Source organism: Paenibacillus sp. BC26 (genome assembly GCF_900116125.1).
In the GTDB taxonomy this organism is placed as follows: Bacteria; Bacillota; Bacilli; order Paenibacillales; family Paenibacillaceae; genus Paenibacillus_Z; species Paenibacillus_Z lignilyticus.
Genome location: NZ_FPAD01000003.1, coordinates 467,105 through 479,951 on the forward strand (window position 1 = coordinate 467,105; position 12,847 = coordinate 479,951).

10 protein-coding genes are annotated in these 12,847 nt (G+C 51.0%); 9 read left to right on the top strand and 1 reads right to left on the bottom strand.

The annotated features are described in order from the left end of the window. Positions 1-476: 476 nt before the first annotated feature. Positions 477-635 (bottom strand): hypothetical protein, encoded by a 159-nt coding sequence (locus BM412_RS32200; protein WP_177246035.1) that lies wholly within the window; start codon positions 633-635, stop codon positions 477-479. Between the two features lie 156 nt (positions 636-791). On the opposite strand from BM412_RS32200, the gene BM412_RS23120 reads away from it, so the two are divergent. The 9 genes from BM412_RS23120 to BM412_RS23160 all read left to right on the top strand — a co-directional run bounded on the left by BM412_RS23120 (position 792) and on the right by BM412_RS23160 (position 12,844). Further along, positions 792-1,151 (top strand): VOC family protein, encoded by a 360-nt coding sequence (locus tag BM412_RS23120; RefSeq protein ID WP_091223690.1) that lies wholly within the window; start codon positions 792-794, stop codon positions 1,149-1,151. An 11-nt stretch (positions 1,152-1,162) separates the two neighbouring features. Beyond that, the gene (locus BM412_RS23125) at positions 1,163-2,068 is read left to right on the top strand and encodes a stalk domain-containing protein (protein ID WP_091223692.1); all 906 of its coding nucleotides are present in this window, start codon (positions 1,163-1,165) and stop codon (positions 2,066-2,068) included. A 22-nt stretch (positions 2,069-2,090) separates the two neighbouring features. Next, complete coding sequence (locus tag BM412_RS23130; RefSeq protein WP_091223694.1) at positions 2,091-2,669, top strand: GNAT family N-acetyltransferase; 579 nt, start codon at positions 2,091-2,093, stop codon at positions 2,667-2,669. A gap of 920 nt (positions 2,670-3,589) precedes the next feature. After that, the gene (locus BM412_RS23135; RefSeq protein WP_371264854.1) at positions 3,590-4,477 is read left to right on the top strand and encodes an ABC transporter permease; all 888 of its coding nucleotides are present in this window, start codon (positions 3,590-3,592) and stop codon (positions 4,475-4,477) included. A 25-nt stretch (positions 4,478-4,502) separates the two neighbouring features. After that, positions 4,503-5,396, top strand: a complete 894-nt coding sequence (locus BM412_RS23140; protein WP_091223698.1) for a carbohydrate ABC transporter permease — start codon at positions 4,503-4,505, stop codon at positions 5,394-5,396. 73 nt (positions 5,397-5,469) lie between these two features. Beyond that, positions 5,470-7,188, top strand: a complete 1,719-nt coding sequence (locus tag BM412_RS23145) for a type 2 periplasmic-binding domain-containing protein (RefSeq protein ID WP_091223700.1) — start codon at positions 5,470-5,472, stop codon at positions 7,186-7,188. A 181-nt stretch (positions 7,189-7,369) separates the two neighbouring features. Next, positions 7,370-9,280, top strand: coding sequence for a cache domain-containing sensor histidine kinase (locus BM412_RS23150; RefSeq protein WP_256256535.1), 1,911 nt, complete (start codon positions 7,370-7,372; stop codon positions 9,278-9,280). Between the two features lies 1 nt (position 9,281). Then, positions 9,282-10,892 carry a response regulator gene (locus BM412_RS23155; protein ID WP_091223704.1) on the top strand — a complete coding sequence of 537 codons (1,611 nt, stop codon included), beginning with the start codon at positions 9,282-9,284 and terminating at the stop codon, positions 10,890-10,892. A gap of 458 nt (positions 10,893-11,350) precedes the next feature. Next, positions 11,351-12,844 (top strand): glycoside hydrolase family 32 protein, encoded by a 1,494-nt coding sequence (locus BM412_RS23160; protein ID WP_091223706.1) that lies wholly within the window; start codon positions 11,351-11,353, stop codon positions 12,842-12,844. The last annotated feature ends 3 nt before the right edge of the window (positions 12,845-12,847 follow it).

The window sequence follows — 12,847 nt, forward strand, 5'->3', positions numbered from 1 at the left end:
TCAAATCGCAAGAAAAAGTAGCTGAGAGTTCGAAAGCGGAACTCTCCAATATAAACCAGCTAGCTCAACCCTACCAACCACCTCGAGCCAACCGCTAAGTGAAGCGCTAAACTGCCGCCTCAACCAATCAGCCTAATGATCCCCCGAACCAACTGATGATCCAAACACACCCCAACTACCCCAACCTTACGAGAGAACGAGATTACTTGGATTTCGGCGATTGAGCTACTTCTCAAGCAGAATAACTCTTATGTGCAGCGAGCTGTAAGCGGTATATCCGCTATCAGCACCGAGTAAAGGCGAGATTACTTGGATTTCGGCGATTGAGCTACTTCGTAAGCGGAACAATCTCTTATCTGCAGCGATTCGACCAGGTTGCACTGCTGTAGCGGCATTCGCTAACACTGTGCCAACTCCAATAAAAAAAGCTGAGCGTGCATAATCGTGCGCTCAGCTTTGCCCCTGCTATAACCTTGCTACTTCTTCAGCTCACGGAGCTTTTTGATGGCCGTGTAGTTCATGTAGATACCGATAAGCAGCAGCACAACGCCAAGCACCCAATTGACGAACAAAATATCAATAATGCCGTAACCGATAAAGAAAATGCTCACAACCTGCAGTAATCGCGGACTCATTTTCATAGGTGCACCCCATCCATTATCGCTAGATTTCTTTTGCCCAAGTATAGCGTACAAGATGCTGAAATACTAGACGTAGAAGGAGATTGCGGGGTTATCGCGAATAGGGTTGTATTGCTAATTCGCACAAATGAAAGGGAGGCAAGCAACGACATGAAAGCGACGAAATTAAGACCTTTTGTTCCATCCGGCGCGGACTATGAGCTGGCACAGCGATTTTTCAAGGAACTTGGCTTCGAATGCATCCTTTCCGTACAAGACATCAGCATCTTTCGACTATCGGAACAGGAGTTTATTCTTCAAAACTACAGCAACCAGTCGTTCCAAGACAATTACATGATGGACCTCATTGTAGACGATCTGGATGCATGGTGGACCCATATCCAAGCCATTATGGAGAGCGGCCAATTCCCGACGATCCGCGCCAAAGAGCCAACCGTATTCCCCTGGGGCCGTCGCGAGCTTCATCTGATTGATCCGGCAGGCGTATGCTGGCATCTCGCAGAGGGATGAGGATCAGTTAGATGAAGACGCTGGAAAAACTGATTTTCGTGTGCATTGCACTCCTGCTGGTCGGTGCAGGTATGAGCTACACTACCGTATCCGCAGCGACGGCAGGAACTACCGTGAAAGAATTTCCGTATGCACTCTCGATTGACGGGAAGAAAGTCGAATTTGCTGCGAGCAGCCAGCCTTTGATCATGAACGGGACAGCGCTTGTACCTTTCCGACCGATTTTTGAACAGTTAGGGTTAACGATCACCTGGAAAACTGCCGAGAAGCGGATTAGCGGAGAGAGCAACGAGCTGGATCTGGCTATGACGCTTGGTTCGAAGAAAGCAACGGTCAACGGCAAAATCATGGATATGCCGGCTGCACCCAGCATCATTAACGGCACGACTTATGTACCGCTCCGTTTTATCGGCGAGGCAAGCGGCGGGGAACTACAGCTATATGGAGCGGAAGGAGGCCACAACGCGTGGTTTCTTTCTAAGAAGCAGCTTGATTTATTCCACGCTGTTGCAGGCGAGGATATGAGCGCGGTCGAGAAACTTTTGCAGCAAGGAGCTGACCCGACAATAGGAGTAGGCCCGCTGGGGCCAACCGTCGCCTCGTTTGCTCCTTTTAAAAGCGATAATGTAGAAATGACGGCGCTGTTTCTTAAATACGGGATGGATATTAATTATGTTGAACCGTTCGTTGGTACAACTATTCTACATGATGCTGTCTCGGATGGCCGCTACAATATGGTGAAATTTTTACTGGAAAATGGCGCTGATCCGACGCTCCAATCTCGTTTAGGCACACCGCTTGAAATTGCTCAAAGAGGGAGCATGGCGCTATCAGACGATTTTACGATTACGTACAATGTCGATGATGCATTAATCACTCTACTAACTTCTTACATTGAGAACTATGAAACAAAATGATTACAGCAAGGGGAGAGTCACCATGGACATACAACCAATTACACTAACCGGCACTAAAGTAGAGCTGGTTCCGCTGTCAGTCGAACATATCGACGGCATCTATGAAGCTGGCCGATATCCCGAGATATGGACGCTTACTGCAGGAGCCATAGCTACACTGGATGATGCCAAAGCGGATGTGCGCAAGGCGCTGTCGCAACCGGCGGCGCTGCCGTTTGTCATTATCGATAAGTCCACGGGGCGTATCGTTGGCAGCACGAAGCTTTTCGATATCTCCATTGCGAACAAAGGGCTGGAGATTGGCTCGACGTGGCTGACCCCATCGGTTTGGCGCACTTCAATTAATACGGAGTGCAAATATTTGCTGCTGAGGCATTGCTTCGAAACGCTGGGTACGATCCGCGTCCAGCTGAAGACGGATTCGCGGAACACGCGCTCCCAGCAGGCGATAGAACGACTCGGTGCCGTAAAAGAAGGCGTGCTCCGCAACCACATGATCTATCCGAATGGCTATGTAAGAGACTCCGTCTATTACAGCATTCTCGATAGAGAGTGGCCGGTCATCAAGGAGCGGCTGCACAGCCTGCTGACTCCGCAGTAACCGGCGCAATGACCCATAGCGTCGCGCGCAAAATGATCTCCGATCCCAAAAAACAGTCCGGCGAGCATGATTTTATCATGCACCTGGGCTGTTTTTTGTTGTGTTGGAAGCAGGTCAATCCACGAAAAGTGGGAGCTGCGAAATTCTAACGAATCGTACAGCGCTTATTTGCCCGAAAATAACACCAAAAATATTCTAACGAATCGTAGAAGCACTATTCGACGGTTTATGGGTGTTTTGGAGCCCAAATTCCCACAATAAGACCTCTATGATTCGTTAGATTCTCTCAGCCCCGAAATCCAGCCAAATAAGACCTCCACGATTCGTTAGAATTTCGCGCATGTGGGAATGCGGCGGAAATGGCGGAAGATTAGCTCAAGGAGCAACACATCATCGGAAAAGTGGCAGAATTGGCGGAAAAGTAGCTCTGAGAGCAACGCATCATCGAGATAGTGGCAGAATTGGCGGAAAAGTAGCTCTGAGAGCAACACATCATTGAGATAGTGGCAGAATTAGCGGAAAAGTAGCTCAAGGAGCAACACATCATCGGAAAAGGGGCAGAATTGGCGGAAGAGTAGCTCTGAGAGCAACACATCATAGTGATAGTGGCAGAATTGGCGGAAAAGTAGCTCTGGGAGCAACACATCATTGGAAAAGTGGCGGAATCGGCGAAAGAGTAGCTCTGGGAGCAACACTCAGGAAGGTTACCTGAAATTTTGCGACCGAATGCAAAATTTGAGACCTTATATTGCCACTGCCCGGCGGCTTACAATAAGTCCAGAAGAATGAAAGCACTTACATTCAATCAACAAATCAATCCCTGGAGGTCTGCCAGCATGAGCGCCAATCTGAGCTATGAGCTGTCTACGAGGCAGCAGCCGGCAAGCCGGAAGGACAAGGCCGTCAAAGTGATCCGCAAGATGATCGGTCAGAGGTATTTACAGGTGATGGCGCTGCTAGGCGTAGCCTGGATGATTATTTTCAACTACATTCCCATGTACAGCGTCATAATCGCCTTTAAGGAATACAACATCATCCATTCCGTTCACGATGCGCCTTGGGTTGGATTCCAGCATTTCCGCGAGTTTCTCGAGGATGATGAGCTGCCCAATGTCATCTGGAACACCGTCGGCATGAGCTTGATCAAGCTCATTATCGCATTCCCGCTGCCCATCATTTTCGCCCTCTTCCTCAACGAGCTGCGCTCGCTGAAGCTGAAGAAGTTCGTCCAGACGATCTCCTACCTGCCTCACTTTCTCTCGTGGGTCATTCTCGGAGGCATTCTGACAACCTGGCTCGCCGATGTCGGCATCATCAACAATATGCTTATCGCCCTTGGCTTCATCGAGGAACCGATCAGCTACTTGGCGGAGCCGAGCTACTTCTGGTCAATCGTCATCACATCGGACATCTGGAAGGAACTTGGATGGTCGGCCATCATCTACTTAGCTGCAATCGCAGGCGTTTCGCCGGAATTGTACGAGGCCGCTACGATTGACGGAGCAGGACGTTTTCAGAAAATGTGGTTTGTGACGCTTCCGAGCATCAACGGTACGATTGCGATCCTGTTCATTCTTGCGGTCAGCGGCATTCTGAATTCGAACTTCGATCAAATTCTCGTCCTGCGTAATTCGCTTAACGAGAGCGCGAGCAACGTGATCGACGTGTACGTCTATCAAACCGGTCTCTTAAGCGGACGCTATTCCTACTCGGCCGCAGTCGGATTGTTTAAATCGATTATCGCGCTGATTCTGCTGATCATGGCAAACCAAGTGTCGAAGAAATTGAACGATACGTCACTATTTTAAAAAGATAAGGTGGTTGCGCCGACCGATGTATACATCCCTACTCCGAAGAAAAACCGCCGGCGAGGCACTGTTCGATGCCGTGAATACGTTCGGCATGCTGCTTGTCTGCTTCGTGACGATCTATCCGATCTGGTACGTGCTCGTCAATGCCTTCAATGAAGGGCAGGACGCCATGCGCGGCGGCATCTACTGGTGGCCTCGAGTGGTCAGTCTTGATAACTTCCAAGCGGTGTTCAACAACCCCGGCATTATGCTGGCCATGGGCGTAACGGTGGCGAAGACGGTTATCGGAACACCTGCACATGTATTCTTTACGGCAATGGTTGCCTACGCTTTCTCCAGAAGAGAGCTGGTTGGCCGCAAAATCTACATGCTGCTCGGTACGATCACGATGTTCTTCAACGGTGGTCTCATCCCGTTCTATCTGCTTATTCGCGACTTGCATATGCTCGATAACTTCTTGGTCTACATCATTCCGGCCATGTTCAACTTCTTTGATCTCATCATCTTCTTGGCCTTCTTCCGCGAAATTCCTGCAGGGCTTGAGGAAGCCGCGAGGATCGACGGAGCCAATGATTTCTCCATCTTCGTCCGCGTCGTCATTCCGGTATCCATGCCGGTTATCGCCACGATCGCCTTGTTCCACGGGGTGTATCAATGGAACGATTATTTTACCGGGATGATCTATATCAACAATATGGATTTGCAGCCGATTCAGACCTACCTGTACCGGGTAATCGCACAGTCGAGCTCGAACATCATGATGGCGGCGATGCCGGGCGGCATTACGAAGAGCGTTACCTCGCAGTCGATTAAGCTCGCCACGATGGTGGTCACTACATTGCCAATTGTGCTGGTGTATCCGTTCCTGCAGAAATATTTTGTCAAAGGCATGATGATCGGTTCGATCAAGGGTTAGGTTATTCGTCCTAGCAGGCTGGATTCCAAGTCGGCAAAGACATTATAATAAGCGAAGCAAAGGGGTAGAACACATGAGAAAAGGTAAGGTTCAGCGCTTAATTGCTTTAACGACAGTGTTTGCGCTTGTCTTCACGCTGGCGGCTTGCTCCGGCGGCAACAACAACAACAAGAACAATGAAGCGGCAGCGGGCAATAACAAAGCTGCGAATGCTGCGGACAACACAGCGGCAGCAGACAACACGACTGCAGAGAACAAACCCGCCGTATCCGCGGATGAGCCGGGCTGGAAAGCCGACACGTCGCCAATCACGTTCGACTGGTATCTTAACTTCTCTTGGTTCCCGAATAAGTGGGGCGTAGACGCAACTTCCCAATACATCACGAAGAAAACCGGCGTAAACGTTAACTTCATCGTACCGGCAGGCAACGAGAACGAGAAGCTCAACACGATGATCGCTTCCGGCTCGCTACCGGATTTCATCACGCTTGGCTGGTATGAGGATGGCGTGAAGAAGATGATCGAAGGCGGTTTGGTTGAACCGCTGAACAAGCTGGCCGATCAGTATGACCCGTACTTCTTCAAGGTTGCCGACCCTGCGAAGACATCCTGGTACACCCAAGAAGACGGCAATGTGTACGGGTATCCGAACGCATCGTCTTCGCCGAAGGATTTTGAGAAATATGCACGCGATTACACGTCGAACCAAACATTCGTCGTACGCAAAGATATGTATGAAGCGCTTGGCAAACCAGACATGCGTACAAAGGAAGGTTTCCTGAACGCGCTCAAAGCAGCGAAGGAGAAATTCCCGGAAGTAAACGGACAGCCGCTTATTCCGCTTGGCCTGCATGAGTTTGGCGAGAACGGCAACAGCTCGCTCGAAGGTTACCTGCAGAACTTCCTTGCTGTTCCGTATGAGAAAGACGGCAAGCTGTATGACCGTGTGACCGATCCGGAGTATGTAAGCTGGCTCAAAACATTCCGTAAAGCCAATGAACTGGATTTGCTGGCGAAAGATATCTTCATCGACAAACGTCCGCAAATGGAAGAGAAAATTGCGCAAGGCCGTTACTTCGCGATGCTGTACCAACGCAGTGATTTTGCCGCACAACAGAATGCCCTATATGCCAAAGATCCGAATTCCGTCTACATCGCAATCGATGGTCCTGGTAATGATGCCGGCGATCAACCGACATTAAGCGGCCCCGGCATCTCCGGCTGGACAGTTACGCTTATCTCGAAGAACGTGAAAGACAAAGCAAGAGCAATTCGTTTCCTCAGCTACCTTGTAAGTGAAGAAGGCAACAAAGACTTGTTTATGGGCGAGCCGGGCGTTACGTATGACACGGCTGACGGCAAAGACGTATTCAAACCGGAAGTGCTCGAGCTCTTGAACAAAGACCGCTCTTCCTTCGATAAGAAGTATGGCGCGTCGTACACTTTCTGGATGCTGATGGATACCAATATGAACTTGAAGTGGGCACCGCCGAGCGTGGAGCCGTCCAAACAAATGGAAGATTGGACGAAAGGCAAAACGCACAGCTTCTCGCAATACGACCAAATCAATCCGACGGGCAACTCCGAGGAAGGAATTGCAAATACGAAGATCGCTCAAACATGGGGCAAAACGCTTCCGAAGCTGCTGCTCAGCAAGTCCGATGAAGACTTCGACAAAACGTTCGCGGAGTTCTTAGAGAAACGTAAAGATGCAGGCTTTGATAAAGTGCAGGCGTTCCAACAGAAGAAATATGAAGAGAACGTAGCGAAGCTGAAAGAATTTCTGAAATAGAAAGACGAAATTAATTTCGGAATCGGGTAATCGAACAGCCGGCGGTATAAGCCTCGGCCAAGAAGCGTGGTGAAGTCTGCCGCCCTTCTTGGCTGCGGGTTTCCGCCCGGCTGTTCATGCTCGTTTTCTGCGTTATACTGGAGACTAGGCATTCATCCCACTCTATGGACGTGATCCCCAATTGTTAAACAGACCGCGCATGATCAGCCGTGAAACGATCATTTATAAGCTGGAACAGCTGTCCTTGCAGAAGCGACTGTTTATTTCGTACATCCTCATCCTGCTGCTGCCGAGTGTCTTGATTTCGCTGTATATTTTCCAAGAGCTGAACGACAATTATATGAAAGACATTATTAAGAAGTACGAGAACACGCTGGAGATCGAGCGGGTCAATATGAACAACAACATCGAGACGATGGAGCGGGCCGCGCAGCTGTCGATTTCGGATAAAGAGGTACTTTATTATTTGGAGCGGACCAGTGAGCCCAACGCCACGGAGCTGATTGAGTTCGACACGACCGTGGTCTCGAATATATTGCGCCTTCAGTTCAACAATCCCAATATCGAGCATATCCGGCTGTTCTCGAATAATAAGCGCATTAACGAGCTGTGGCCCGTCATCATGCTGGAGCGGCGTATTCAAGGCGACCCTTGGTATGAGAAGGTGAACAGCTTGGACGGTCAGGAATTGTGGTACTTTGACCGAATGGATCGCGAGCCGATCCGCTCGCTTGTTCCCGATGCGAAGGAATCCAGGCCGAAGCTCTCGCTGCTGCGCGAAATCGAATATCCGGCTGGCCGCCATGTCGGCATTATGCAGGTCGATATGCTGCTGACGAATTTCTTCCAAGGTGTATTTCATGGCACGGATACGAGCCAGTCGGAGATGTTCGTTATTGATGGAGAAGGTAAAATGTTCCGCAATGACGCCAGCCCGTTTCTGGCTAACACGGGTCTTACGGAGACGGACATCCGCAGCGCGCTGAATCAGCATGTCACGCAAGGAACCGGCCACTTCCTGTTTAACCACGATAAAACGCCGTTTCTGGGCAACTACATGTATATCGAGAAGCTGGACGCCTACGTCGTTAATGTCGTGTCGCTGAAGAATGTATTCGCGGATATCAATAAGACGCGCAACAAACTTATCATGGTCAACGTTATTTTGCTGGCGATTTTGTCGATTTCGACCTACTTTCTGAATGCGCTTATTCTGAAGAAATTGCATACGCTCGCTCATTTCATGAAACGGGTGCGCCAGGGTGATTTCAATTTTGATTTCACGATCCGCGGCGGAGGCGAGGTCGGAGAGCTGGCCCATCATTTTCGCAAAATGTTAAAGAAAATCAATTCGCTCATCGCCGAAGCCGTCACGAAACAGGCCGCTTCCAAGGAAGCAGAGCTGCGAACGCTGAAGAATCAGATCGATGCCCATTTCCTCTACAACACCCTTGAGAACATTAAGATGCTGGCAGAAATCGAGAATCAGCCCGTCATCTCGGATGCGCTGACTTCGCTTGGCGGTATGATGCGCTATAACTTGAAGTGGACGAGTGAGTACGTGCGGCTAAAGGATGAGCTTGGACATATTACGAACTATATTGCCATTATGAACGTTCGGTTTGATCATACGGTCAGCTTGCAGATCAACATTCCGCCGGATTATTTGGATCAGGAGCTGCTTAAGATGTCCCTGCAGCCGATTGTAGAGAACTCCGTCAAGCACGGCATGAAGTTTAAGCCGTCGGAGGCGCGTGACATTGTCATCTCTATTAAAGCCGAGGTCATCGACTCGACGATCGTCATCGAAATCGAAGATAACGGGATTGGCATGACAGCAGAGATGGCGGAGGGGCTGAACCGTAAAATCAGCCAAGAAGATGCAGGCAGCTCCACTATCGTTAAGCGGGATGTTTATGCGCAGCAGGAGAAGCAGACGGAAGGCAGCGGGATCGGTCTTCGCAATGTGCATCAGCGCATTCAATTGTTTTATGGCACGGAATACGGCTTGTTCGTCGAGAGCAGGGAAGGTGCTTATACGCGCGTCATTATGCGCGTACCTTATTTCATATTAAGCGGAGGGGTGACCTGACATGCGTACGCTGCTGATCGTGGACGATGAACGTAATATCAGGCTCGGGCTGAAGGCGATCATTGAACGAGGCTATCCCGGACGTTATGAGATGTTATTTGCGGCTGACGGGGAAGAAGCGCTTGGGCTGATACAAAGCAGCCAAGTGGAGATCGTCATCACGGATATTCGGATGCCGGGTATGGATGGTCTGACGCTCATTCGCGAATTGGCGTTGCTAGATCAGAAGCCGGTCGTCATGATACTTAGCGGGCATGATGATTTCCACTATGCGAAGGAAGCGATGCTTTACGATGTGCGGGAGTATCTGCTTAAGCCGATTGTAAGGGATGAGCTGTTCGCGGCGCTTGAGCGGGTGGAGCGGGAGCTGGAGCGGCAAGCGGCGCTATCCGAGCGGCTGGGAGAGGTGCATCACTATCGCGATGAATTGCTTGCGACCCAGCTGAACTATATTTTCCTGCATCCGGATTTGAGCGAAAATGAAATCGCCGAACGGTGCGCGAAGGCAGGCTGGGATGCGCTCGTGGAAGCTCGGGATTCGTCAGATGCCGGGACTGGAGCGGGTATTGGGGCGGATGTGGAAGGTGGTTACGTAATAGCTCTGCTTAAACTGCGAGGCGGATTGTCCTCCGGAAAAGCGGGCCAGCTGGAGGCGCTGCTGGCATCCCGGTCAAGCGGAGTTCGGTTTTATTTCAAAGATAAGGATGATCGGCTGGTCGTGATTTGCGAGGAGATCGAAGGACCAAGCAGCCTGCTGGCGTTCATGAAAGAGCATCAGCTTTCGGGGCAAATCGGCGTGAGCCAACGGATGAATGGTGCGGGCGGGGTCAAACTAGCCTATGCCGAGGCGCTTGAAGCGCTGAGGTACGGCTTCTTGCAGGCGGTCACTGCAGAGCCGGTGCTGCTGCATTACGACCGTAAGAGAGCTCGCCATCAGGAAAACCATCTGCGGGTGGAAGACATTCGGCGTCTGGCGAATATGCTCGGAACCGAGCGGGATAAGGAAATGAAGCAGATTCTTGCGGAGCTGCTTGATCCGAAGAAGCTGACCGGCTTCGATATCGCGTCGATCGAGGAGATCAGCAAGCAGCTGAACGAGCTTGTGTTCGACCGGGTCTTTAACCAGTACGGCGAGGAATCCGTGGAGATTCTGCGCATCTACAAGAAGGTCGGCTGCATGTATAATTTCGAGACGATTCATGATTATTTTCACAGCGTCGAGGATTTGCTGCTGCGGCTGAACGATTACGTGAAAGGACTGCGCCTTGTGCATGCCGAGCATAAGGAGATGAAGAAGGCGGTCAGCTACATTCACGACAATTACCATCGGGACCTGAATATGGCGACGGTATCGAACCATGTTTCACTGAACTATTCGTATTTCAGCCAGTCATTCAAGGAATTTACCGGCGAGAGCTTTGTCGTCTACTTAAAGCGCGTGCGCATCCAGAAAGCCAAGTCGCTGCTGGAGGAAACGGATCATAAAATCTACGAGATCAGCGAGCAGGTCGGCTTCGAGAATTCGAAGCAGTTCAATCGCGTTTTCCGCGAGATGGAAGGCATCTCGGCGATGGAATATCGGACGAAGCATGCGGTGCAGCATCGCGTGTGAGAGGAAGGGCAGCCTTTTGCGGGCTGCCCTTTTATTGTGGCTCCGGTGATGCGGCAGACTGAGCTGTGGTGGGATGTGCTGATGCTGATGCTGGGGTGGGCAGATACTGGCCGAAATGTTGCGCCAAAGGCAACATTTCCGCTTTCTCAACCGCAAAAAACACCACTAATGTTGCTCAAAAGGCAACATTTACTTGCAAAACTAACCCTCAAAGACCATTTCAAGCCCAAAAGTTGCATAATGCGCAACATATCTGCTTCCCCAACTAAAAGACGCTGCTTTTGTTGCACGAAAGGCAACATTTCCATAGTTGGCGAACCCCGATGGGCCCAATCGAGGGCTAATTTTGCGTGCGCAAAAAAAGGAAATTGATCGGTTAATAGTATGCTATAATCCGGTTAAAAGTTGCTGTAGTGTATTTGCACGGAGTCCAATTCGAGCAGGAGGCTGTCAGGGTCATGGAAACCAATCAAGCTAAGAAGCATGAAGAGCACATCGCAAAAGCCAATCAAGCAACGGAGGAAGGAAGCTCGCGGATCAAGGAGGAGCGCTTTCGACTTCGCTATCATCTAATGCCGAGAACCGGCTGGATGAACGATCCGAATGGACTTGTCTACTTCAAGGGCAGCTATCATGCCTTCTATCAGTACTATCCGTACGAGCCGAGTTGGGGACCGATGCACTGGGGGCATGCCAAGAGCGAGGATCTCGTGAATTGGACCCATCTTCCGGTCGCACTGGCCCCTTCAGAATCCTATGATCAAGGGGAAAGCGGCGGTTACGGCTGTTTCTCCGGAAGCGCTGTCGCAGATGGCGATTCGCTTGCTCTGCTGTACACCGGACATGTTTCGGGCAATTCGCCGGTAGAGGTGCAGTGTTTGGCTGTCAGTTCGGACGAGGGCATCACCTTCCGGAAGAGCGAAGCCAATCCGGTCATTCCGGGACCACCGGAAGAGGGCTTGCTTGGCTTCCGCGATCCGAAGGTATGGAAGCATGAAGATACATGGTATATGGTGATCGGCAGCGGAAAAGAAGGCCGAGGCAATGTGCGGCTGTATGCATCTTCGGATTTGCGCGATTGGCGCAATAGGGGGATTGCCGCTGACAGCGATGGCTCGAAGGGCGATATGTGGGAATGTCCGGATCTGTTTCCGCTTGGCGGCGGAGAGAATCATGTGCTAATTGTCTCCCCTATGAACATGGGGGCAACGAAGACGATGTATTTGTCCGGCACGTTCGATTACGAAGCCGGCAAGCTCACGACTGCGCATGCGGAACGACTCGATTATGGGTTCGACTTTTATGCGCCGCAGACGCTGGAGAATGATCAAGGAAGACGTATCCTGTTCGGATGGATGAATATGTGGGGGGCGAAGATGCCGGAGCAGCAAGATGGATGGGCCGGCGCAATGACCATTCCGCGTGAGCTGAGTCTGCAGCCGGACGGCAGCATCCGCATGGTTCCCGTGCCGGAGCTGGAGAAGCTGCGGGGAGAGCGATACGAGGTGGAATCACAGGTAATCGAAGCAGATACGGAAGTCGCTCTGCCCGGTATCGTATCGGATGCGGCGGAAATTATCGCAGTGTTCGACGCGAGTCATTCCGATGCCGCCGAATTCGGCTTGCGGCTGCGCTGTTCGGCAGACGGGAGCGAATACACCGAAGTCGGTTACCGCGCAGCGGATCGCACGCTCTATGTGAACCGCGATCATGCCGGTCTGGGCGATGGCGGAATCAGTGAGGTGCAGCTTACATCTCAGGACGACGGGCTGCTGAAGCTCCATCTGTTCCTCGACCGTTCGTCGCTGGAACTGTTCGCGAATGACGGGGAGAAAACGATGACGAACCGAATTTATCCCCAGCCGGATAGTTTGGGGGCATCTCTGTTCAGTCGTGGGGGAAATGCGGTTCTTCGCTCATTTGAAGCCTATGAATTGAAGTCGATTCACTAGCTA

What these genes read in the sequence shown, in the direction of transcription:
- BM412_RS32200 (WP_177246035.1), bottom strand. Translation starts at nt 635, where the DNA reads ATGAGTCCGCGATTACTGCAGGTTGTGAGCATTTTCTTTATCGGTTAC.
- BM412_RS23120 (WP_091223690.1), top strand. Translation starts at nt 792, where the DNA reads ATGAAAGCGACGAAATTAAGACCTTTTGTTCCATCCGGCGCGGACTAT.
- BM412_RS23125 (WP_091223692.1), top strand. Translation starts at nt 1,163, where the DNA reads ATGAAGACGCTGGAAAAACTGATTTTCGTGTGCATTGCACTCCTGCTG.
- BM412_RS23130 (WP_091223694.1), top strand. Translation starts at nt 2,091, where the DNA reads ATGGACATACAACCAATTACACTAACCGGCACTAAAGTAGAGCTGGTT.
- BM412_RS23135 (WP_371264854.1), top strand. Translation starts at nt 3,590, where the DNA reads ATGATCGGTCAGAGGTATTTACAGGTGATGGCGCTGCTAGGCGTAGCC.
- BM412_RS23140 (WP_091223698.1), top strand. Translation starts at nt 4,503, where the DNA reads ATGTATACATCCCTACTCCGAAGAAAAACCGCCGGCGAGGCACTGTTC.
- BM412_RS23145 (WP_091223700.1), top strand. Translation starts at nt 5,470, where the DNA reads ATGAGAAAAGGTAAGGTTCAGCGCTTAATTGCTTTAACGACAGTGTTT.
- BM412_RS23155 (WP_091223704.1), top strand. Translation starts at nt 9,282, where the DNA reads ATGCGTACGCTGCTGATCGTGGACGATGAACGTAATATCAGGCTCGGG.
- BM412_RS23160 (WP_091223706.1), top strand. Translation starts at nt 11,351, where the DNA reads ATGGAAACCAATCAAGCTAAGAAGCATGAAGAGCACATCGCAAAAGCC.